The sequence below is a fragment of the Burkholderia sp. MSMB0856 genome, assembly GCF_001524645.2.
Taxonomy (GTDB): Bacteria; Pseudomonadota; Gammaproteobacteria; order Burkholderiales; family Burkholderiaceae; genus Burkholderia; species Burkholderia diffusa.
Map to the genome: position 1 here is coordinate 1159693 of NZ_CP013427.1, position 23206 is coordinate 1182898.

Genomic DNA, 23206 nt, shown 5'->3' on the forward strand with positions numbered 1-23206 from the left:
TGCGTGCGGGCGTACGAGTGTCTTGCCCCGCGCGTCAGGAGGATTCAATGGGTCAGATCTTGTTCATCGTCTGGCGGGAGAGCGTCGAAGCGCTGCTCGTCGTCGGCATCCTCTATGCATGGCTGAAGAACGGCGACGACGACGCGCGCCGCGGCCTGCCGTTTCTGTGGACGGGCGTGGCAGTCGGTCTGCTGATGGCGATCGGTCTCGGTGCCGCGCTCGTCGGCTTCACCGAAGTGCTGTCCGGCGACGCGCAGGACTATTTCCAGACGGCGATGGTGCTGATCGCGTGCGTGCTGATCGTGCAGATGGTGCTGTGGATGCGCCGGCACGGCCGCACGCTGAAACGTGACATGGAGCAGTCGCTGCAGCAGAGCACGCGCGATTCGAACTGGTGGGGCGTCGCCGTGCTGGTCGCGCTCGCGATCGCTCGCGAAGGCAGCGAGACGGTGATCTTCCTGTACGGCCTCGGTTTCGGTCAGTCGGGGCACGTGGACGCCAGCCAGATGCTCGCGGTCGTGATCGGCCTGGGCCTTGCGTTCTTCACGTTCTATCTGCTGCAGCTCGGCGGCAAGTACTTCTCGTGGCGGCATTTCTTCCGCGTCACCGAAGTGATGCTGCTGTTCCTCGGTGCAGGCCTGTTCCAGACCGGTGTCGACAAGCTGATCGACAAGGAAATCCTGCCGCTCGGCATTTCGCAGGTGTGGGATACGTCGTCGATTCTCGACGACTCCGGCACGTTCGGTTCGCTCGTCGCGACGCTGACGGGCTACCGCGCGCACCCGGCGCTGACCAACCTGATCGCCTATGCGGTGTACTGGGCGGTGGTCTGGCTGCTGATGAAGCGCGCGAGCCGTCGTCCGGTCGTCCCTGCAGGTCGCGCGGCATGAGTGTTGTGGCCGCAGCCAAGCCGGGCTGGCTCGCGCAGGCCGGTCAGTGGATGCAGCGCCACGGCGCGGTGATCCGCGGCATCCAGTGGGTCGTCGTCGCCGTCTACGCGTTCCTGATCATCGTGCCCGCGGTATTGCCGCTGCCGGACGATTCCGCGCATCTGTGGAGCAATCTCACGCTGATCGCGCAGTTCGTGTTCTGGGGCATCTGGTGGCCGTTCGTGCTGCTGTCGATGGTGATGCTCGGCCGCGTCTGGTGCGGCGTGCTGTGCCCGGAAGGCGCGCTGACCGAATATGCGAGCAAGTTCGGCCGCGGCGGCGCGATTCCGCGCTGGATGCGGTGGGGCGGTTGGCCGTTCGTCGCATTCGGGCTCACGACGATCTACGGGCAGATGGTGAGCGTGTACCAGTACCCGCTCGCCGTGCTGTTCGTGCTCGGCGGCTCGACCGTCGGCGCGATCGTGATCGGCGTGCTGTACGGCCGCGAGAAGCGCGTGTGGTGCAAGTACCTGTGCCCGGTCAACGGTGTGTTCGGGCTGCTCGCGCGGCTCGCGCCGATGCGCTACAAGGTCGATGAGGATGCCTGGCGTCGCTCGTACAAGAACGGCGAGCACGGGCATCGCGTGATTCCGATCAATTGCGCGCCGCTCGTGCCGTTGCGCAACATGAAGGGCGCCGCCGCATGCCATATGTGCGGCCGTTGCAGCGGGCACCGCGACGCAATCGCGCTGTCGTGGCGCTCGCCCTCCGACGAGGTCGTGAGCCTCGGCGCGCAGCAGGCGAATCCGTGGGACACGGCGCTGATCCTGTACGGCCTGCTCGGCGTCGCGATCGGTGCGTTCCACTGGACCGTCAGCCCGTGGTTCGTGCAGATCAAGCAATGGCTCGCGGGCTGGCTCATCGATCGCGACATCACGTGGCCGCTCGAGACGAATGCACCGTGGTTCCTGCTCACGCACTATCCGGATCGCAACGACGTGTTCTCGTGGCTCGACGGCGGGCTGATCGTCAGCTACATCGTCGGCACGGGGCTTGTGTATGGCACCGCGCTGCTCGTGCTGCTGGCCGGCGCGACGCTGATGCTCGGCCGTTTCGACCGCGTGCGTCTCCATCATCTCGCACAGGCGCTGATCCCGATTGCGGGAGCCGGCGTATTCCTCGGGCTATCGGCGACGACGCTGTCGCTGCTGCGGGCCGAGCACGTGCCGCTCGGCTGGGCGACCGACGTTCGCATCGCGATTCTGGTCGGCGCGAACGCATGGAGCGCCTGGCTCGCATGGAAGGTGACGGGGCGCTATGCGGCATGGCCGCGTCGACTGGCGGCATTCGCGTGGTTCGCGGCAGGCCTGGCCGTGGTCGACAGCGCATGGTGGTTGATGTTCTGGGGTTTCTGACGCGGTCTTGACGGCCTTGTGGCCGGGCTCCGGAGCAGCAGGCGAGCGTATTTCGCTGTCGGGCTCCGGAACCCGCCGAAGCTGAAGTGCCGACAGCCGCGATGTCTTTCTCTTTGCATCCAGACGCCCCAACAAAAAAGCGACACGTCGAAGGACGTGTCGCTTTTTTTCTTCCTTGTGCGAGAACCAAAAAAGTGGCTTGGCTTGCTGCAACGGCTGCTTGAGTGTGTTTGCACGAAGGGGTCTAGATCTCGCGTGCAAGCCGTTACGCTGGCTACTGCCCAACACCTCTCAGGGAGGTGGTCCCCACAATACTCTGTCGTTACTTCGTCAGGATCAGCTTGCCGAGCCGCGTGGCACGCAACTGATACGTCTCTCCGTTATGCGCGATGCTGATGTGGCTGTGGCCTTGCAGCAGCGCATCGCTGCTGAGGGTCCGGGTGCCGGCATCGCGGCTGCCGGCAGGTTTCGCCGGCGTCGTGACCGCTGCCGTCTTCTGACGGTTGGCGCTTGCGGTGCCGGTCGTGCGGCGCAAGCTCAGCGTGGTCGGGCGCGTGGTGTCGGTCATTCGGTTGATCGGTGACTGTCGATACGATGGAATGAATTCTAAATGATAACTATTCCCATTTACAAAAACTCTTTATCGATCAGTATGACAAATTCGATAGCTTGAATCAAAGGGGCGGCCCGCAGGCCGCCGCCGACGTCAGTGGAGCGGATCGGGGTCCTTGCGTCCCTGTGCGTATTCGCGGATCAGGCGCACCGTGTCGATGTCCGACGTGCGATACGCTTCCTTGACGATGCCGTGCGTCTGGCGTGCTTCCTCGCTGTCGTCCGTCACGGTCAGCGTCGTGTGGTACTCGAAGCGCAGGAACAACTCGTGGTCGTCGCGTTCCTCGATCGTCATCGTCAGCGAGCCGCCGATTTCGCCGCCGGCCGCATGGATGTCGTAGCGCACTTGCTGGTTCGGGGTGAACGTCACGCGGTCGCGCACGGTTGCATGCCCGTAGTGCAGCTCGCGTTCGAGCGTGGTGTCCGTCCGTTCATGGACAACACAGCTGTCGAGGCCGATCACGAACAGCTGCGGCTGTTCGGCGCGCAGCACGAGGCCTTCCCAGAGCTGGTCGCGGGTGAGGGACGGCACGGCCGGATCGTCGGAGTTGATCTGGATCAGATGTTCGAAGTTCAAGGGGACGGGTTCCTTCTGGTGGCGGGCGGCCACATGGTTCAAGAAGTTATTGTGACGCAAAACGCGCGGTTTCGCGGTCCCTGCGGCCCCGTTCGGACGTCATGCGTCGATGCAGCCCATGCGGCCGGTCTGGTAGTCGACGACGGCCTGCCGGATCTCTTCCTCGGTATTCATCACGAACGGGCCATAGCGGACGATCGGCTCGTTGAGCGGCACGCCGCCGATCAGCAGCAACTCGAGCGGCGTATCGCCGGCTTCGAACGTCACCGCGTCGCCATCGTCACCGTAGACGATCATCTGCCGTGCGTCGACTTGCTGCCTGTCGGGCCCGTAGCGGCCGGCTCCGTCGAGCGGATAGGCGAACACGCGATAACCTGCCGGCACCGGCTGGGTGACCGTTGCGCCCGGTTGCAGCGTGAAATGCTGGTAGAGGATCGGCGTGCGTGTCTCGATCGCCGCGCGTACCCCGAACGCTTCGCCGGCGATCACGCGGACCTGCGCCCGGCCGTCGGGCGACGTCGCGGTCGGGATGCGGGCGGCCGGGATCTCCTGGTAGCGCGGTGCGATCAGCTTGTCGCGCCGCGGCAGGTTGACCCACAGCTGAAAGCCGTGCGAACGTCCGCCAGCCTGCGCGAACGCGGGATCCGGCATTTCGCTGTGCACGACGCCCGCGCCGGCCGTCATCCACTGCACGTCGCCGGGGCCGAGCGTGCCGGCATGGCCGGCCGAGTCGCGATGACGAAAGCGCCCGTCGAGCACATAGGTGACGGTCTCGAAGCCGCGATGCGGATGGTCGGGCGCACCCTTGGCTTCGCCAGGGGCATAGTCGACGGGGCCCATTTCGTCGAGCAGCAGGAACGGATCGAAATCCATCAGCAGCCGGGTCGGGAACGGGCGGTGAACCACGAAGCCGCCGCCTTCGGTCGTGCGAAGCGCGGGGTACGTGCGGTCAGGCGAGCGAGCAGTCGTCATGCAGAAGCCCTCGGCATCATCGGAATAGCGTCATTTTTGAAACATAGCGCTATTATATTGGGCGTTTTACGGTCCGATTTGCGGCGGTTCGCAATGGATTGTTCTGAAATTGGAACGATGACATGAACATCGATGCACACAACCTGAACGACCTCATGTACTTTTCGCAGGTCGTCGAACACGGCGGTTTCTCGGCTGCGGAACGCGTGCTCGGTATCTCGAAATCGCGCCTGTCGCGGCGCCTGACCGAACTCGAGGCGGCGCTCGGCGTGCGCCTGCTGCAGCGCTCGACGCGCAAGCTCGCGCTGACCGAGGCGGGGGAGCTGTTCTACCAGCATTGCCAGGCGATGCTCGCCGAAGCCCAGGCCGCGATGAACGCCGTGCAGCAACTGCGCGCGTCGCCGCGCGGCTCGGTGCGCGTGAGCGTCCCGGTGACGTTGTCGCAGACGATGCTGTCGCGCATCCTCCCCGAATTCCTCCACCGCTATCCCGAGGTGAAGGTGCACATTCGTGTGACGAATCGCGTGATCGACCTGTTCGAGGATTCGGTCGACGTTGCGTTGCGCGTGCGCTCGGAGCCGCCGCAGAACGCGAACATCGTGGTGCGGCCGCTGTGGCGGACCGAGCAGATGCTGGTCGGCGCGCCGAGCCTGCTGAACCAGAATGCGCCGCCGCTCGTGCCGGACGATCTGGCGCACTTCGAGACGCTCGATACGCCGAGCGTCGACGGACGGCACGTGTTCAACCTGATCGCGCCGGACGGCACGCGGCATTTGCACGAGCACGATCCGCGGCTCGTGACGGCCGATCTGATGACGATCCGCGAGGCCGTGCTCGACGGCCTCGGCATCGCGGCGCTGCCCGAGATGATGTACGGCAATGCGTTGCGTGCGGGGCAGTTGTCGCCGGTGATGCCCGGCTGGACGCTGCCGGTGCCGCAACTCTATGCGGTGTTCGTGTCGCGGCAGGGCATGCCGCCCGCGGTGCGCGCGTTCGTCGACTATCTGGTCGAGAAGCTCGACCACGGCGAATACAAGCAACCGGGGTGCCCTGAGCGCGCGAAGCAGGACGCGACGGCGGCCGATGCTTCGGCCACCTGAATGCAAGATGCGCGTCGTGGCAAATTTGTTTTGTCATTGAAGCGCCGCCGGCAATCGCAAGTTTCAATCGCCGGGACCTTGAATGCATACGCGGGCAGGCCTATATTGAAATCCCATTTCGCGAAGGAAGTTCTGAGCGGAATCAGGTGGTCGCATATGTTGCGAGCCAGATAGGGCAGAACGCGCAGTCCGTGCAGACCACGGTAGCCGCATTTGCGTTGCTCGAGGCGCAACCGATACCGCCGAAGAGCCCGCCGCCCGAAGGCGCCCGCGTGCGCATGAAAAAAGGCCTTCATCTGGCGATGAAGGCCTTTTACTTTGTGCGCGGCCGGCTAGGTGCGGCCGGCTAGGTGCGGCCGGCTAGGTGCGGCCGGCGAGGTGCGGCCGGCGAGGTGCGGCCGGCGAGACAACCGCGCGTGCGTTACTTCGCCTTCGCAGTCGGCTCCGTCACGAAGCCGAGCTTCGTCAGGCCGCCGGCCTGCGCATCGGACATCACTTCGGCCACACGCTCATACGCAACCTTGCGGTCGGCACGCAGGTGCAACTCCGGTTGCGGCTGATGCTGTGCCGCTTCCGCGATGTGCGCCTGCAACTGCTCGCGCGTGACCGTCTGGTCGTTCCACAGGATCGTGCCGTTGCCCTGGATCGCGACGTCGACCGTCTGCGGCTTTTCGTCGACGGGCTGGCTGCTCGCGTGCGGCAGGTCGATCTTCACCGCGTGCTGCATCGCCGGGATCGTCACGAGGAAAATGATCAGGAGTACGAGCATGACGTCGACGAGCGGCGTCATGTTGATCTCGCTCATCACGCCATCGTCGTCGTCATCGCTGAAGCCGGTGTTCATTGCCATGGTTCACCCCGTCTCAGCTGGCGCGCGAAGCAAGGCGCAGGCCGTCGCGGGCCGACGACGACGCGAGGCGCGCACCCGTCACGAAGTATGCGTGCAGGCCGTGCGCGAAGCGGCGCAGCTTGCTGACGACACCCTTGTTCGCACGGGTCAGTGCGTTGTAGCCGAGCACGGCGGGAATCGCGACGAACAGGCCGAAGGCCGTCATGATCAGCGACTCGCCGACCGGGCCCGCGACCTGGTCGATCGACGTCTGGCCGGTTGCGCCGATCGCGAGCAGCGCGTGGTAGATGCCCCAGACCGTGCCGAACAGGCCGACGAACGGCGCCGTGCTGCCGATCGACGCGAGGATCGCGAGACCGGCCTGCATGCGCGAGATGCCTTCGTCCATCGTGTCCTTCAGGCAGCGCGTGACCCAGTCCGACACGTCCATGCGGTCGTGCAGGTGCGGTTGCGTCTGATGGTGGTGATCGGCGGCTTCCTTGCCCGACAGCGCGAGCGCGAGGAACGGGTTGTCGCTCGGCGTCGATGCGGCGAGTCCGAGCTTCTTGATGCCGTCGTCGAAATCGTCCGAATGCCAGAACGCCTGCTCGGCATTCTTCGTGAGACGGTTCAGGCGAACCACGTTCCAGCCCTTGACGATGATCACAATCCAGGACAGGACCGACATCACGAGCAGCGTGATCGCGATGGCGCGCGTGACGAAATCACCTTGCGCCCAGACGTGCGCGATACCGTAGCTTTGCATTTTTGTTTCCTTTGAATCTTTCGAATGAGGCGGGTTAATCGTCGAGCGTGAAGTTGAAGGGCAGCGTATGGGCGGCGCGGATCGCTTGCCCGTTCTCGAGGTATGGCGGGCACGTGCTGGCGCGTGTCGCATCCAGCGCTGCCTCGTCGAGGCGCGGGTAGCCGCTGCTCTTTTGCAACTCGACACTTTCGATCTTGCCCGTCAAGCCGATGACGAAGTGAACATAGGCCGTGCCCGTTTCGCCGCGGCGACGCGACATCGACGGATAGGTGGGCTTCACGAAACTGCACTTGAGCGCCGATACGTTCTTCGGCGCGCTGACTTGCATCGTCTCACGGGCCGGACCGGGCGTGGCCGCCGGCGCGGCGGGTGCGGCGGCGGGTGTGGTGGGCGCGGGTGACGGATCGGCTGCGGGGGCGGGCGTCGGAGACGGCGATTGTGCGACCGGCTGAGGCGTCGGCTTGACTGCTTTCTGTACCGGTTTCGGTTCGACCTTCGGCTTGACGCGCGGCGTGGGCTTCGGTGGCGCGGGTTGCGCAACCGATTCGACCGCAACCGGCTGAGCGGCCGGCGCAGGCGGGATCAACTGCGCGGTGATCGACTGGACTTCGACCGTCTTCGGCGGCGGCGCGTTGCGATGGAGCCACGCGGCCGTCAGCATGATCGCATGTGCGGCAAGCACACCGACCGCGACGGTGATGACCCGGGGATTCATACGTGGGGCAGCCGGCAGGACGCCGGCAGGAGCGGATTGCGAAGCCTGCATGTTAGCTTGAAAGAACGACGTCGCACCCGGGGCGCGGCGGGTGAATCGGTATTACTTGCGGAAGATCAGCAGCGAGATGCACACGGTGGTCACAAATCCGATCAGCAATTCCATGACAGGCTCCTTGGCAGGTAAGCCGCTGGCTCGCGCGGAAGGTGGCTTGCTGACGGTCGGACATCAAATGCGGCCGCAGCCGCACAGGTACGCTCGGCGCCGCTCAGGCGGCCTTGCGGTCGTAGAACGTCACCGGAATCGGATGAGCGTGATGCTCGACGCCGCACCGGCTCGCGCAGACGCCTTGCTCGGCCATGAGGTCGCGGACGGAATCCTCGCACTTGCCGCAGCACGTGGCCACGCCGAGTTCGAACTGGAGTTCATCGAAAGAACTCACGCCCTCGGCGAGGGACGCGCGAATCTTGCGGTCGGAAACAGACTTGCACACGCAGACGATCATGATGAGTTGCGATAGCTAACGTTAATGCGAATTATTATCATTAAATTTGCGGGCGTTGACAAGCCTGGTTCGGCTTTTTTTAAGGTCATCGGACCCTTGAACCGGGAAGCGGAGCGGGAGAGAACGAACCGGCGGCGTGCCGGCCCGCGTCAGACGGTCGCGCAGGCGCGCGCGTTCGGCGAGGAAATGGTGACGGATTCGACCGGCGCGTCGATGCCGAGCAGCGACGACGCGAGGGCGCGCAGTTGCAGGCCGTCGCTCGTCGAGCAGAAGCGTGGCGGCGCGGCACGCGTGCCGGCCGGCGCGCGCAGGCCGCGTTCGTCGAGCACCCGCGCGAGTTGCCGGGCGATGGCATCGCTCGTATCGACGATCGTCAGCCGGTCGCCGACAAGGTCACGGATCGTTTCTGTGAAGAACGGGTAATGCGTGCAGCCGAGCACCAGCGTATCGGCACCGTCGTCGAGCATCGGCTGCAGGTAGCGCGCGAGCAACGCGCGCAACGCGGGTGAGTTCGTGTCGCCGCGTTCGATCGCTTCGACGAGCCCGTGGCCGGGCTGGCAGATGAAGCGCCGGCCCGCGCCGTAGCGGTCGAGCAGTGCCTGGAAGCGCGGGCTGTTCAGCGTCGATTGCGTGGCGAGCACGCCCGCGACGCCGGTCGCGGACAGCGCGGCGGCCGGCTTGATGCCCGGCTCGACGCCGACGAGCGGTATCGACAGGCGCTCGCGGATGGCCGCGATCGCGCGCGCCGTCGCGGTGTTGCACGCGATCACGAGCGCTTTCGCGCCTTCGCGGGCGAGCCACTCGCCGATGGCCAGCGTGCGCTCCGTAATGAATGCTTCGTCGCGTGGACCATACGGTGCATGGTGCGAATCGGCGACATAGACGAACGACTCGCCGGGCAGGTGCGCGCGCACGGCACGCAGCACCGACAGGCCGCCGAGCCCCGAATCGAAGATGCCGACGGGGGCGGCGGGGCGGACCGCGGAAGCGGCTGGCGGGTTCGTCGTCGTCATGCAGAAGGCGAGGTGGCGATCGTGGCGGGCGTGGCGATTACTCGGGCGAACCCATCATCGTCTGCTGGTAGTTCTGCAGGCCGACCTTGCCGATCAGGTCGATCTGCGTCTCCAGCCAGTCGATGTGCTCTTCGGTGTCGTCGAGGATCTTTTCGAAGATCTCGCGCGACACGTAGTCACGCACCGATTCGCAGTAAGCGATCGCTTCCTTGCACGTGGATTGCGAGATCTGCTCGAGCTTCAGGTCGCACTTCAGGATCTCTTCGGTTTCCTCGCCGATCAGCAGCTTGTGCAGGTCCTGCAGGTTCGGCAGGCCGTCGAGCATGAACACGCGCTCGATCAGCCAGTCGGCATGCTTCATTTCGCCGATCGATTCGTCGTATTCGTGCTTGCCGAGCCTTTCGAGGCCCCAGTGCTTGTACATGCGCGCATGCAGGAAGTATTGGTTGATCGCCGTGAGTTCGTTCTTCAGTTGGGCGTTCAGGTATTCGATGACTTTCTTGTCGCCTTGCATGGCTGTTCCTTGTTCAGTGGGGCTTCAGAAACCGAACGATAATCGCTCGAACGAGAAAAGCCAAGCCTCGAAGCCTTGTCGGGCCTGCCTTTTGCGTGTAATGAGAATCGGCCCCGGATAGCGGGCCGAGCGCGATAACGAGAATGAGAAGTAAAAAGGCCGGACATCCGTCCGGCCTTTCGTGCGAGCGCGCTTAAGCGGTTGCGACCGGGATCTTGCCGATCTTCGCCTGCCACTCCTTCGGACCAGTCTGGTGCACCGACGTGCCCGACGAATCGACCGCCACCGTCACCGGCATGTCCTGCACGTCGAACTCGTAGATCGCTTCCATGCCGAGATCTTCGAATGCGAGCACCTTCGCGCCGCGGATCGCCTTCGACACGAGGTAAGCCGCACCGCCGACTGCCATCAGGTACGCCGCCTTGTGCTTCTTGATCGCGTCGATCGCGACCGGGCCACGTTCGGCCTTGCCGACCATCGAGATCAGACCCGTCTGGGCGAGCATCGTTTCGGTGAACTTGTCCATCCGCGTGGCCGTCGTCGGGCCTGCCGGGCCGACCACTTCGTCACGCACCGGATCGACCGGGCCGACGTAGTAGATCACGCGGTTCGTGAAGTCGACCGGCAGCTTCTCGTCCTTCGCGAGCATGTCGGCGATGCGCTTGTGCGCGGCGTCGCGGCCCGTGAGCATCTTGCCCGACAGCAGCAGCGTCTGGCCCGGCGTCCAGCTCGCGACTTCTTCCGGCGTCAGCGTGTTCAGGTCGACGCGCTTGCTCGTTTCCGTGTTCGGTTCCCACTGGACCTTCGGCCACGCGTCGAGCGACGGCGCCTCGAGCTTCGCGGGGCCCGAGCCGTCGAGCACGAAGTGCGCGTGGCGCGTGGCCGCGCAGTTCGGGATCAGTGCGACCGGCTTCGACGCCGCGTGCGTCGGTGCGGCCATGATCTTCACGTCGAGCACGGTCGCGAGGCCGCCGAGGCCCTGCGCGCCGATGCCGAGCGCGTTGACCTTCTCGTGCAGTTCGACGCGCAGTTCCTCGACCCAGTCCTTCGGGCCGCGCGCGATGATTTCCTGGATGTCGATCGGCTCCATCAGCGATTCCTTCGCCATCAGCATCGCCTTTTCGGCGGTGCCGCCGATGCCGATCCCGAGCATGCCCGGCGGGCACCAGCCCGCGCCCATCGTCGGGACCGTCTTCAGCACCCAGTCGACGATCGAGTCGGACGGGTTCAGCATCACGAACTTCGACTTGTTCTCCGAGCCGCCGCCCTTCGCCGCGACCTGCACGTCGACCTTGTCGCCCGGCACGATCTCGTAGTGGATCACGGCCGGGGTGTTGTCCTTCGTGTTCTTGCGGGCGCCTTCCGGCGGATTGACGATCGATGCACGCAGCACGTTGTCCGGGTGCGTGTAACCGCGGCGCACGCCTTCGTTGATCATGTCGGTGAGACCCATCGTCGCGCCGTCCCAGCGCACGTCCATGCCGACCTTCACGAAGATCGTGACGATGCCGGTGTCCTGGCAGATCGGGCGCTTGCCTTCCGCGCACATGCGGCTGTTCGTGAGGATCTGCGCGATCGCGTCCTTCGCGGCCGGGCTCTCTTCCAGCTCGTACGCGCGGCCGAGGGCCTGGATGTAGTCGAGCGGGTGGTAGTAGCTGATGTACTGCAGCGAATCCGCGATGCTCTGGATCAGGTCTTCCTGTTTGATGACGGTCATGGCTGAGACTCTGTGAGGACTGAGGGGAATACGTTTATGCGTTGGCGGCGGCTTCGACCGATTTGCGGGACACGGCCGGGGCGGGCACATGCGTCTCGTGGAAATGGGCCGGGTGCGTGTGGGTCGTCAGGCGGTCGACCCACGCCATCACGAGCGCCGACACGAGGAACGACACGTGGATGATCACCTGCCACATGATCGCGTGCGTTGTGTGCTGGTCGGGGTTGATGAAGGTCTTCAGCAGGTGGATCGACGAAATGCTGATCAGCGCCATCGACAGCTTGACCTTCAGCACGCCCGCGTTCACGTGGTCGAGCCACTCGGGCTCGTCGGGATGGCCCTCGATGCCAAGACGCGACACGAACGTCTCGTAGCCGCCGACGATCACCATGATCAGCAGGTTCGAGATCATCACGACGTCGATCAGGCCGAGCACTGCAAGCATCACGCTGATCTCGTCGAGGCTCGTCGCGTGCGACAGCAGGTGCCAGACTTCCTTCAGGAACAGGAACACATAGACGGCCTGCGCGACGATCAGGCCCAGATAAAGCGGAACCTGGAGCCAGCGGCTCATGAAGATCAGCGCGGGCAGCGGGCGCAGGGGACGACGGGTGGAGCCGGGCGAATGCGGGGCAGACATGGTGGAGGGTCGGGCGCTGGGCGCAGGTATCGGGGGTAATCTTGAAAAGGCGCGCTATTGTAACGCGTCGGCCGGCGCGACTGCAGCGACGCGCCGGGGCTGCCGGGGACGGATCAGGACGCGGCGGCCGGCACGCGCTTCACGCGCAGGCTCGCGAGCACGATGCCGGTGACGACGCATGCGAGCGCGATGCCGTGCGCGAGCGTCGGGCGTTCGCCGAGGAACGCGATGCCGTACGCGGCGGCCGCGACCGGCAGCACCGCGCTGAACACGCCGGCGAGGCTGCCCGGCACGTGCCGGATACCTTTCATCCACAGCCAGAACGAGAAGATGCTGGCCGACAGCCCGTACCAGACGACGAGCGCCCACGTACCGGCCGGCACGCTCGCGTAATCGAAATGCCACAACGCCGTCGCGCCGAGCGGCAGCATCAGGCACAGGCCGAACAGATGCGTGTATGCGCAGATGTCGATCGGCGCGAGTGTCTGCGTGAGCCGGCGCGACAGGATCACGTAGATCGATTCGCAGCACACGGCGCCGAGGATCAGCAGGTTGCCGGTCAGCGAGCCGGCCGAGGTGCCGCCGGCACCGTGCGCGGACGCGCTGCCTGCGCTGCCGTTGGCGAGGTTGATCGTCACGACGCCGGCGATCGCGAGCGCGATCGACACCAGCGCACGGCCGTTCGGTTTTTCACGCAGGATCAGCCACGCGAACAGCGCGACGATCGCCGGGATGGTGCTCGTGATCACGCCGGCCGCGACCGCGCTCGTGCGCTGCACGCCATTGAGCATCAGCAGCGTAAACATGAAGGTGCCGAAGAACGCCTGCAGGAACAGGTTCAGCCATTCCGCGCGCCGGACGGCACGCATCTTCACCGGGCTGAACAGCGGCCACAGCACGGCGATCGCGATCACGAAGCGCAGCGTGGCGAGGATGGCGACCGGGACGAAGACGACGATGGATTTGCCGATACCGACGTTGCTGCCGACAAACAGCATCGACAGGATGAGGAAGAGGGCGTAGCGATTCAAGCTGGAATCCGGGAGGCGAGTTCAGTTAGGATTGTAGGGTCGCGGTTGTAACAGCGTAAAGCAGACCGCAAGGCGCCGCCGCGCGGCGTGCGGAACGGCGGTGTCGCGTAAGTGACGGGTAAGTTCGAGCGCTTATCGTGGATATCGCCGGGCCGTACATCCACCGTCTTGTGACGTGGTGCGGCGCAGCATCGCGCGCAGCCTTCGGGCCGCGCGCGGGTGAGTGGGAGACAGCGGCGCGCAAGCGCCGGCCAAGACGCGGCGCGCACGATCGCGCCGCCATGCAGAGGATTCATGTTCACCAAGGGGTAGTCGATGTCTGCGATTGAATCGGTTCTTCACGAAACCCGTCAGTTTGCGCCGCCCGAGGCGCTCGAGAAGGCGGCGACCATTTCCGGCATGCCGGCCTACCGCGCGCTGGCCGCCGAAGCCGAGCAGGATTACGAAGGCTTCTGGGCGCGTCTCGCGCGCGAGGGCCTCAGCTGGCACAAGCCGTTCACCAAGGTGCTCGACGAGAGCAATGCGCCGTTCTACAAGTGGTTCGACGACGGCGAACTCAACGCGTCGTACAACTGCCTCGACCGTCACGTCGAAGCCGGCAACGGCGAGCGCGTCGCGGTGATCTTCGAGGCCGACGACGGCACCGTCACGCGCGTCACCTATGCCGATCTGCTCGCGCGCGTGTCGCGCTTCGCGAATGCGCTGAAGAAACGCGGAATCGGCAAGGGCGATCGCGTCGTCATCTACATTCCGATGTCGATCGAAGGCATCGTCGCGATGCAGGCCTGCGCGCGCATCGGCGCCACGCACTCGGTCGTGTTCGGCGGCTTCTCCGCGAAATCGCTGAACGAGCGGCTCGTCGACGTCGGCGCGGTCGCGCTCATCACCGCCGACGAGCAGGCGCGCGGCGGCAAGACGCTGCCGCTCAAGAGCATCGCCGACGAGGCGCTCGCGATGGGCGGCTGCGAAGCCGTCAAGAGCGTGATCGTCTATCGCCGCACCGGCGGCACGATCGACTGGCACGCCGGGCGCGACCTGTGGATGCACGAGATCGCCGACAGCGAATCCGACACGTGCGCACCGGAATGGGTCGGCGCCGAGCATCCGCTGTTCATCCTGTATACGTCGGGCTCGACCGGCAAGCCGAAGGGCGTGCAGCACAGCACCGGCGGCTATCTGCTGTGGGCCGCGCAGACGATGAAGTGGACCTTCGACTGGAAGCCCACCGACGTGTTCTGGTGCACGGCCGACATCGGCTGGGTCACGGGCCACACGTACATCACCTACGGCCCGCTCGCGTGCGGCGGCACGCAGGTCGTGTTCGAAGGCGTGCCGACCTACCCGGACGCAGGCCGCTTCTGGAAGATGATCAACGATCACAAGGTCACGGTGTTCTACACCGCGCCGACCGCGATCCGCTCGCTGATCAAGGCCGCCGAGGCCGACGACAAGGTTCATCCGAAGAGTTACGACCTGTCGAGCCTGCGCATCATCGGCACGGTCGGCGAACCGATCAATCCGGAAGCGTGGATGTGGTACCACAAGCACGTCGGCCAGGAACGCTGCCCGATCGTCGACACGTGGTGGCAGACCGAAACCGGCGGCCACATGATCACGCCGCTGCCGGGCGCGACGCCGACGGTGCCGGGTTCGTGCACGCTGCCGCTGCCGGGCATCATGGCCGCGGTGGTCGACGAGACGGGGCAGGACGTACCGAACGGGCAAGGCGGCATTCTCGTCGTCAAGCGTCCGTGGCCGGCGATGATCCGCACGATCTGGGGCGACCCGGAGCGCTTCAAGAAGAGTTACTACCCGGAAGAACTCGGCGGCACGCTCTACCTCGCCGGCGACGGCACGGTGCGCGACAAGGACACCGGCTACTTCACGATCATGGGCCGCATCGACGACGTGCTGAACGTGTCGGGTCACCGGCTCGGCACGATGGAGATCGAGTCGGCGCTGGTTTCGCACGAGCTGGTTGCGGAAGCGGCGGTGGTCGGCCGTCCGGACGACACGACGGGCGAGGCGGTGGTCGCGTTCGTGGTGCTGAAGCGTTCGCGTCCGGAGGGCGAGGAGGCAGCGGCGCTCGCGAAGACGCTGCGCGACTGGGTCGGCAAGCAGATCGGGCCGATCGCGAAGCCGAAGGACATCCGCTTCGGCGACAACCTGCCGAAGACGCGCTCGGGCAAGATCATGCGGCGCCTGTTGCGCTCGCTCGCCAAGGGCGAGGCGATCACGCAGGACACGTCCACGCTCGAGAACCCGGCGATCCTCGAGCAGCTCGCCGAAGTGCGCTGACCGCGCCTGTTGCGCACGTTGCGCGCACGAGCCCCTGCGCGGCAATCCCGATTGCCCGCGCAGGGGCTTTTTGCTAAATAACGGCATGACCGTTCCGTCCCGTCCGGCGCCCGCCGCGCCGCCGCCCGTTCCCGAGACGCTCGCGCGTGCCCATGCGCGCTATTGGCGTTTCAACGTCGTGCTGATCGTGGTGCTGATGGCGATCGGCTTCACGGTGTCGTTCGTCGTGCCGTTCTTCGCGCCCGCGCTCGCGGGCATCCGCTTCGCCGGTTTCAGCCTGCCGTTCTATGTCGGCGCGCAGGGCGCGATTCTCGTGTATCTCGTGCTGATCGTCGTCTACATCGGCCTGATGCAGCGCGCGGACCGCGTGCTGCGGCGCGCGTACGACGAACATGCGGCGCAGGCGGGCAATGCGCACCATGCCGCTGATCCATGCTGACGCATCGACTGATTCGCGCGTACGCGCTTTACACGCTCGGCTTTCTCGGGTTCGTGCTGCTGCTGTGGCGGATCGAGCGCGCGACCGGTTCCGGCGTGTGGATCGGCTACGTGTTCCTGTTCGTGCCGATTGCCGTGTATGCGGTGATCGGGCTGCTGTCGCGCACGTCCGATCTCGTCGAATACTACGTGGCGGGGCGGCGCGTGCCGTCCGCGTTCAACGGGATGGCGACGGCGGCCGACTGGCTGTCGGCGGCGTCGTTCATCGGTCTCGCCGGCTCGCTCTACGCGACCGGCTACGATGCGCTCGCGTACGTGATGGGGTGGACGGGCGGGTTCTGCCTCGTCGCGTTCCTGCTCGCGCCGTACGTGCGCAAGCTCGCGCGCTACACGATTCCCGATTTCCTCGGCACGCGCTTTTCGAGCACCGCAGTGCGCGCGCTCGCGGCCGGCGCCGCGATCTTGTGCTCGTTCGTCTACCTGGTCGCGCAGATTCAGGGGATCGGGCTGATCGCGACGCGCTTCATCGGCGTCGACTTCGCGATCGGGATCTTCTGCGGGCTCGCGGGCATTCTCGTGTGCTCGTTTCTCGGCGGGATGCGCGCGGTCACGTGGACGCAAGTCGCGCAGTACATCATCCTGATCAGCGCAATCCTGATTCCCGTGTCACTGATCGCGATGAAGAACGGCCTCGGACCGGTGCCGCAATTCAATTACGGCAGGCTGATGGAGCGCGTGGCGGCGCGCGAGGCGCAACTGCGCGACGCGGCCGAGGAGCAGCAGGTGCGCGATGCGTATCGCCGGCAGGCCGCGGTCGTGCAGGCGCAGCTCGATCGCTTGCCCGCATCGTATGCGGACGCTCGCCGGCAACTCGTCGACCAGCTCGCGGACCTGCGGCGCCACAACGGGCCGCTGCGCGAGATCAACCAGCGCGAGCGCGAGCTGGCCGACTTCCCGCGCGACCCGACGGCGGCGCGCGTGACCTGGACCCAGGCGCGCGACGATCTGCTGGCACGCGCCGAGCCACCCGTGCCGATGCACGAGCCGTTTCCCGCGGCGAACGACGACGACCGCAAGCCGCGCGAGCGGAATTTCCTCGCGCTGCTGCTGTGCCTGTCGCTTGGCACTGCGAGCCTGCCGCATATCCTCACGCGCTACAACACGACGACGTCGGTCGCATCGGCCCGGCGTTCGGTCGGCTGGACGCTGTTCTTCATCGCGCTGTTCTACCTGAGCGTGCCGGTGCTCGCGGTGATGATCAAGTACGAGATTCTCACCAGCCTCGTCGGGCGGCCGATCGCCGAGCTGCCCGCATGGGTCACGCAGTGGCACCACTTCGAACCGGACCTGATCAGCGTCGTCGAGGTGATTCGCGACGGCATCGTGCACTGGTCGGAAATCCAGATGCAGCCGGACATGGTCGTGCTGGCCGCGCCGGAGATCGCGGGGCTGCCGTATGTCGTATCGGGGCTGATCGCGGCCGGAGCGCTGGCCGCGGCGCTGTCGACCGCGGACGGGTTGCTGCTGACGATCGCGAATGCGTTGTCGCACGACGTCTATTACTGCATGGTCGCGCCGAATGCGTCGAGCCAGCGGCGCGTGACGATCTCGAAGGTCTTGCTGCTTGGTGTCGCGCTGTTCGCGTCGTATGTCGCGTCGCTCAATACGGGGAAGATTCTGTTTCTGGTCGGGGCGGCGTTTTCGCTCGCGGCGTCGAGCTTCTTTCCGGTGCTGGTGCTCGGGGTGTTCTGGAAGCGCACGACGACGCGCGGGGCGATCGCCGGGATGGTGACGGGGTTGGCGGTGTGCGTGTACTACATCGTGTCGACGTATCCGTACTTCACGCAGCTGACGGGGTTCGCCGGGCGGACGTGGTTCGGGATCGAGCCGATCAGTTCAGGCGTGTTCGGCGTGCCGGCGGGGTTCGCGGTGGCGATCGCGGTGAGTTTGCTTGATCGACAGCCGGATGAGTATACGAGGGCGTTGGTGGATTACATTCGGCATCCGTGAGGGGCAGGCAGCCGTTAGGCCGCGTTCGTTATCAATGGCTCCGCTTGATGCGCGTACATTCCATAGAGCGTTATAGTGTCCGTTAATGAATAGAAGGCCTTCGAATAGAGGGCAAGAAATGATCGGGGGAAGTCATGGAACCAGTACAGGGGCAAGTCGCGTCTGCGGCAGGTGAAGATCAATCCATTTTCCAGAGTAACTTGCCGCTCACCGAAAAACTGGAGCGAGCTCGGGTCGAGTTACTCGATTTGTCTGCGCGCAACCGTCTGCTTAATGTGCCACGGGGTGCGCGAGGAGGCCGTTTCATCGAAATCATCGATGAGAAAGTCGGTGAGGTATTTCGGTTGCTCGTCCGAGAGGGGAAAACTTTCACTTTTTTGGCGGGACGCGTCGCAGAGACCAAGAATCCAGAATCTGACGAGGCTTCGAAACAAATACTAGTCGAACCCGATGAAATTGAGGAGTTGGCCCAACCAGAAGATGACAGCATAGACGAACGAGGTGTTTTGCGACGACACTCTGATACTCGCCTGCAAACCCGTTTGACAAGCAAGGGCCTTCAGAAGCGTCTCTTGGAACTTTATCTCGATGCACGCACGCTGGAGGAGGAGCAGGGTGTCAACGTGCTCTTCTTGGCGTTGGGTGCCCTGAAATGGGTCGATCCCAATAATGCGGAGAACACTCGTTACGCGCCGCTCCTACTCGTCCCTGTTCAGCTTGACCGGGGCAATGCCGGTGAGCGCTTCAATTTGAAGGCAAGGCAGGAGGACTTTGCGTCCAACCTTTCCCTTGAAGCCTACCTCGATAGAGTGCATGCGCTCCGTATGCCGGTCTTTGAGGCGAGCGACATATTCAATCCGCTCGACTATATAGAGTCGGTTCGGCAAAGTGTTGAGACGAAGGATGGGTGGGAGGTATTCCCCGACCAGATGTCGCTGGGATTCTTTTCCTTTGCAAAGTTCTTGATGTATCGGGATTTGGATCTAGAGGTTTGGCCTAAAGGCGCCGCGATAGGTGACCACCCGTTGGTTCGTTCGTTGCTGGCAGAGGGATTTGACGGTGGCGAGGATCTCGCACACGAGGACGCTAACATCGATGCGTTGATCCCTCCATCCGAAATGATCCATATTCTGGATTGCGACAGCTCGCAGGCACTGGCGATCCATGAAGTGCGGCGGGGCAAGAACCTAGTCATCCAAGGGCCACCTGGTACAGGCAAGAGCCAGACGATCGCCAACATCATCGCCGCCGCAGTCAAGGACGGAAAGAGCGTGCTTTTTGTGGCCGAAAAGATGGCCGCATTGGATGTGGTAAAACGCCGGCTCGATGACAAAGGTGTCGGCGACGCTTGCTTGGAGCTGCACAGTAACAAAGCGAACAAGCGCGCGGTGTTGGATGAATTGCGGCGCACGTGGGAATTGGGTGCTCCCAAGCTTGCGGACTCGAGAACCCTTTTCACGCGGCTGACTGAGGCGCGCGACGGTCTCAATACCCATGCAAGAAATTTGCATACCGTCGATTCGAAATCGGAGCTCTCTCCGTTCCAGGTAATTGGTCACTTGGTCCGCCTGCGCGAGCAGGGGGAGCGTCCGAATGATATTCAACTAGAGAGTCCGGAGCAGTGGGGTAAGGATGGCTTCGCTGCTCGACAGGATTTGCTGGCAGATTTGGCAAGCCGTGTGACGGAGATTGGTCGGCCGGCCGATCATGCTTGGGTGGGTGTGGGATTGGCTGCGATCTCACCGATGGATGCTGAGCGTTTGGTTACGCGTGTCGAGCAGCTACTCGAACAAGTCACCGCGGAGCAGCAGCAGTTCAACGCTGTCGCAGAACTCTTGGAACTCGAACCGCCGCTTCGATTGTCCGACCTTCCTCCGATGGTGGAATTGCTCCAGCGCGTTGCAACGGCACCCAAACTATCCGCGTCGGCCTTGGGAAATGACAGTTGGGAGACCCCGGATCCCATCTTGCATTTGCTTGAGTTGGGTCAACGGTATGAGGTACAACGACAGACCCTGACCGGACGAGTTGTCGAGGACGCATGGGATACCAGCCTCGATGATGCTCGCGGCGCCTTCACAGAGCTTCCCGAGACTTTTGGTGTGGAGCAGTTTCAACGTCTCGCCCGGGTATCCGAAGAACTGCCCCGCTTGCTGACTGAGGCGGCGGCGCTCGCTCGCCAATTGGGACGGGAGTCGGGATCCACGTTGGAAGACTTCCGGACGCTGGCCCGTATCGGTGAGCGAGTGGCGTCTGCGCCGCCTGCCAGCCCGGAAACTTTCGCTGCGGATCTCTGGGATGGCGGTGTCGAGCATGCAGGAGAGGTCGCTCAAGCCGTTGCAGACTTGGAAGCTGCCAAAGCCGCTGTTGGAGTTCAACTGACCGAGATGGCATGGTCTCTCAGCCTGACGCCCGCACGTGCGACATTGGCATCGCGTGGCACGAGCATTTTTCGTTTTTTGAGCGGTGAATGGCGTGCGGCCAATCGATTGGTCGGATCCGTTCTCGCGACTCCTAATCAGCCGCTTCCCGTTGTATTGGGATTGCTGGATGCGCTGGCTAAGGGGCAGGACGCGAAGAAGATCATTGAGACGGATGATGCTTTCGGGCGTAGTGCGTTTGGCGATGACTGGCGTGGGACGAAGTCACGGTCAGCGCCGCTCTTGGCGTTAGTCGAATGGATGCGGTCCTTGAAAGGGCTGGGCGCTGAGCCGAGATTGATTGCTGCACGCAGCCCGGAAAAGACGGAGGTGGCGGCGCGTGCCAAGCAACTGTCGTCTGTCTGCCAGGAGGTCGAACGTGGGCTAATTGAGGTATGGGCGGATCTCGGGGTAGCCCGGGATGCAGTATTTGGCGAAATCGCAGCGGTGGAGCGTGCTGACTTAAGTTCGCTGCTCCAGCTCGCGGTGAGATATACGGGCGCGTATTCGACTACACGTGCGCTGATCCTTGATGGAGTCGCCAACGTTGGTGAAATCCGCGCTGTCTTGGAGGTGCTGGTCACCGGTCAATGCGATCGCGAGGCCGTGCGCGCGGGATTAACGCAAGGGCGGGCCGCCTTTGATGGCGAGTGGCAAGCGGAACAGTCGAATTGGACGAGGCTGCACTCGGCTGCGGACTGGATTGGACGGAACCCCGACATCCGAGCTTTAGCTGGCCGGATTGGCGAACGAGAGAGTCTGGCGCTTCGCGCAGAGGCATTGGCGGCATCGCAGGCGCTCATCCAGACAAGATTTAAGTCATTGGCTGATGAACTCCAATTGGACTTGGAGGCTTCAATTGGCGGCGCGATCCTAGATGCAAGGCTTGATGTCCTTGTTTGGCGACTGCGACGCTGGAGCGAGGAGCATGAACAGCTCTTCCGCTGGGTGAACTACCGGGATCGCTCGGCGCGGGCCCGGGCTCAGGGTTGCAGCGATTTAGTGGCGCGTCTGGATGATGGCCGACTTGCACCGGAAGCGCTGGCTTGCACGTTCGAGATGGCCTATTTTGAGGCGACTTATGCGCGCATGGTTCGCCTTCAACCCGATCTTGCCCGGTTTGATGGGGCTAGTCATGGACGCCTTGTTCAGGAGTTTGTCGCCCTGGATCGGCAGCGGATTGTTGCCGCAAGTGCGGAAGTCGTGCGGGCACATTACCAGAACGTTCCGCCGCGGGATGGTGGCGCTCTGGGCCCGCTTGGGGTGCTGAGGGGAGAGATTCAAAAAAAGAAGGGGCATATATCGCTGCGCAAGCTCGTGGAGAGAGCCGGTCCAGCCCTGCGGGCGCTCAAGCCGGTATTCATGATGAGTCCGCTCTCGGTGGCGCAGTTCCTTGTACCGGGCGCTATGGAGTTCGATTTGCTGGTGATGGATGAGGCCAGTCAGATTCAGCCGGTTGACGCCTTGGGAGCGATCGCGCGCTCAAGACAGGTCGTTGTGGTTGGTGATCCAAAGCAGCTTGTAGTGGTCTAATGAATCCGGACACTGATTTAGGCGAGAATGTTCGCCATGAAGAGGTGTCTGATGAGCAAGCAACGACGTACGTTTTCCCCGGAGTTCAAACAGCAAGCCGCCTGTCTGGTGCTCGACCAGGGTTATAGTCATATGGAAGCAAGCCGCTCGGTCGGCGTCGGCGAGACGGTGCTGCGCCGCTGGGTGAAGCAACTTCAGATGGAACGCCAGGGCGTCACGCCGCAGGGCAAGGCAATCACGCCGGATCAACAGCGTATTCAGGAACTCGAGGCGCGTATCGAACGCCTCGAGCGTGAGAAGGCCATTTTAAAAAAGGCTACCGCGCTCTTGATGTCGGAAGGCATCGAACGTACGAAGTAATTGATCAGATTGGCGCAAGCGAATCGGTCGAGCTGATCTGCGCGGTATTCGACGTGTCGCGGTCTTGCCTGTATGCCCACCGAGGGCGAGCCCGACGCGTTGATGCCGAGCGCATGGCACTGCGTAGCCGGGTACACGAGCTGTTCATCGAGAGTCGAAGCTCTGCTGGCAGTCGCAGCATCATGGGCATGATGCGCGAGGAAGGTACGGCGATTGGCCGCTTCAAGGTCAGCCGCTTGATGGAAGAACTCGGGTTGATCTGCAAGCAGCCGGGCCGCCATGCCTACAAGCAGGCCACGGTCGAGCGGATCGATATCCCGAACCATCTCAATCGCGAATTCGAGGTTGGTAGGCCGAATCAGGTGTGGTGTGGTGACATCACGTATGTCTGGGCGCAGGGACGTTGGCATTATCTGGCCGTAGTACTCGACCTGTTCACGCGTCGGGTTGTTGGCTGGGCGTTCTCGACACGCCCTGATGCCGATCTGGTCGTGCAGGCGTTGGAGATGGCCTATGAGCAACGTGGCCGACCGCAAGGCTTGCTGTTTCACTCGGATCAAGGCGGCCAATATGCAAGCCGGAAATTCCGTCAGCGCCTCTGGCGCTATCGGATACAGCAGAGCATGAGCCGTCGAGGAAATTGTTGGGATAACTCCCCGATGGAGAGGCTGTTCCGCAGCTTCAAGACCGAATGGCTACCGTCAGTGGGCTACATGTCGGCGCAGGAGGCACACCGGGACATCAGCCACTACCTGATGCACCGGTACAACTGGATACGGCCGCATCAGTTCAATGACGGACTGGCTCCGGCGGTTGCGGAAGAAAAACTTAACGCAGTGTCCGGGATTAGTTGACCACTACAGCTACCGCCC

20 protein-coding genes are annotated in these 23206 nt (G+C 63.8%); 8 read left to right on the plus strand and 12 right to left on the minus strand.

Annotated features, from left to right (window positions below; genetic code table 11):
• The first annotated feature begins 47 nt into the window (after positions 1–47).
• Positions 48–890 carry an FTR1 family iron permease gene (locus WS87_RS06550; protein WP_059820945.1) on the plus strand — a complete coding sequence of 281 codons (843 nt, stop codon included), beginning with the start codon at positions 48–50 and terminating at the stop codon, positions 888–890.
• Positions 887–2284, plus strand: a complete 1398-nt coding sequence (locus WS87_RS06555) for a 4Fe-4S binding protein (RefSeq protein WP_059690425.1) — start codon at positions 887–889, stop codon at positions 2282–2284. The genes WS87_RS06550 and WS87_RS06555 overlap by 4 nt, the downstream gene beginning before the upstream one ends.
• Positions 2285–2606: 322 nt before the next feature.
• Here the strand turns inward: WS87_RS06555 and hemP are convergent, their stop codons facing one another.
• The 3 genes from hemP to WS87_RS06575 all read right to left on the minus strand — a co-directional run bounded on the left by hemP (position 2607) and on the right by WS87_RS06575 (position 4445).
• A complete protein-coding gene (gene hemP / locus WS87_RS06565; protein ID WP_059820944.1) occupies positions 2607–2852 on the minus strand; it encodes a hemin uptake protein HemP in 246 nt (81 codons plus the stop codon).
• Positions 2853–2990: 138 nt separating this feature from the next.
• On the minus strand, positions 2991–3473 hold the full coding sequence (locus WS87_RS06570) for an SRPBCC family protein (RefSeq protein ID WP_059535558.1): 483 nt from the start codon (positions 3471–3473) through the stop codon (positions 2991–2993).
• A gap of 99 nt (positions 3474–3572) precedes the next feature.
• Complete coding sequence (locus tag WS87_RS06575) at positions 3573–4445, minus strand: pirin family protein (protein WP_059820943.1); 873 nt, start codon at positions 4443–4445, stop codon at positions 3573–3575.
• Positions 4446–4567: 122 nt separating this feature from the next.
• Here WS87_RS06575 and WS87_RS06580 point away from each other — a divergent pair, with 122 nt between their 5' ends.
• A complete protein-coding gene (locus WS87_RS06580; protein ID WP_059535546.1) occupies positions 4568–5545 on the plus strand; it encodes a LysR family transcriptional regulator in 978 nt (325 codons plus the stop codon).
• Positions 5546–5966: 421 nt separating this feature from the next.
• Here WS87_RS06580 and WS87_RS06590 read toward each other — a convergent pair whose 3' ends face one another.
• The 9 genes from WS87_RS06590 to WS87_RS06630 form a co-directional block, all read right to left on the minus strand.
• Positions 5967–6395 (minus strand): ExbD/TolR family protein, encoded by a 429-nt coding sequence (locus tag WS87_RS06590; protein ID WP_006754473.1) that lies wholly within the window; start codon positions 6393–6395, stop codon positions 5967–5969.
• 13 nt (positions 6396–6408) lie between these two features.
• On the minus strand, positions 6409–7140 hold the full coding sequence (locus tag WS87_RS06595) for a MotA/TolQ/ExbB proton channel family protein (protein ID WP_059449473.1): 732 nt from the start codon (positions 7138–7140) through the stop codon (positions 6409–6411).
• A 34-nt stretch (positions 7141–7174) separates the two neighbouring features.
• Complete coding sequence (locus WS87_RS06600) at positions 7175–7906, minus strand: energy transducer TonB (RefSeq protein WP_059820941.1); 732 nt, start codon at positions 7904–7906, stop codon at positions 7175–7177.
• 217 nt (positions 7907–8123) lie between these two features.
• Positions 8124–8360: a (2Fe-2S)-binding protein gene (locus WS87_RS06605; RefSeq protein ID WP_059820940.1), complete on the minus strand. Its 237-nt coding sequence runs from the start codon at positions 8358–8360 to the stop codon at positions 8124–8126.
• 149 nt (positions 8361–8509) lie between these two features.
• Positions 8510–9373, minus strand: coding sequence for a glutamate racemase (gene murI, locus WS87_RS06610; protein ID WP_059820939.1), 864 nt, complete (start codon positions 9371–9373; stop codon positions 8510–8512).
• Positions 9374–9410: 37 nt separating this feature from the next.
• On the minus strand, positions 9411–9887 hold the full coding sequence (gene bfr / locus WS87_RS06615; protein ID WP_059820938.1) for a bacterioferritin: 477 nt from the start codon (positions 9885–9887) through the stop codon (positions 9411–9413).
• A gap of 193 nt (positions 9888–10080) precedes the next feature.
• Positions 10081–11604, minus strand: coding sequence for a fumarate hydratase (locus WS87_RS06620; RefSeq protein WP_059820937.1), 1524 nt, complete (start codon positions 11602–11604; stop codon positions 10081–10083).
• A 34-nt stretch (positions 11605–11638) separates the two neighbouring features.
• Positions 11639–12244 carry a TIGR00645 family protein gene (locus WS87_RS06625; protein ID WP_059820936.1) on the minus strand — a complete coding sequence of 202 codons (606 nt, stop codon included), beginning with the start codon at positions 12242–12244 and terminating at the stop codon, positions 11639–11641.
• 113 nt (positions 12245–12357) lie between these two features.
• On the minus strand, positions 12358–13275 hold the full coding sequence (locus tag WS87_RS06630; protein WP_059820935.1) for a DMT family transporter: 918 nt from the start codon (positions 13273–13275) through the stop codon (positions 12358–12360).
• A gap of 315 nt (positions 13276–13590) precedes the next feature.
• On the opposite strand from WS87_RS06630, the gene acs reads away from it, so the two are divergent.
• From acs to WS87_RS06660, 5 genes are all read left to right on the plus strand, one after another.
• Positions 13591–15573 carry an acetate--CoA ligase gene (gene acs, locus WS87_RS06640; RefSeq protein ID WP_107938117.1) on the plus strand — a complete coding sequence of 661 codons (1983 nt, stop codon included), beginning with the start codon at positions 13591–13593 and terminating at the stop codon, positions 15571–15573.
• Positions 15574–15658: 85 nt separating this feature from the next.
• Complete coding sequence (locus WS87_RS06645; protein WP_059820852.1) at positions 15659–16012, plus strand: DUF4212 domain-containing protein; 354 nt, start codon at positions 15659–15661, stop codon at positions 16010–16012.
• Positions 16006–18021 carry a sodium:solute symporter family protein gene (locus WS87_RS06650; protein ID WP_059820851.1) on the plus strand — a complete coding sequence of 672 codons (2016 nt, stop codon included), beginning with the start codon at positions 16006–16008 and terminating at the stop codon, positions 18019–18021. Before WS87_RS06645 ends, WS87_RS06650 begins: the two co-directional genes overlap by 7 nt.
• 134 nt (positions 18022–18155) lie before the next feature.
• Complete coding sequence (locus WS87_RS06655) at positions 18156–21974, plus strand: DUF4011 domain-containing protein (RefSeq protein ID WP_236873212.1); 3819 nt, start codon at positions 18156–18158, stop codon at positions 21972–21974.
• A 51-nt stretch (positions 21975–22025) separates the two neighbouring features.
• A protein-coding gene (locus WS87_RS06660) for an IS3 family transposase (protein ID WP_107937997.1) occupies positions 22026–23188 on the plus strand; the annotation gives its coding sequence in 2 pieces (ribosomal slippage) (positions 22026–22281 and positions 22281–23188; 1164 coding nt in all).
• The last annotated feature ends 18 nt before the right edge of the window (positions 23189–23206 follow it).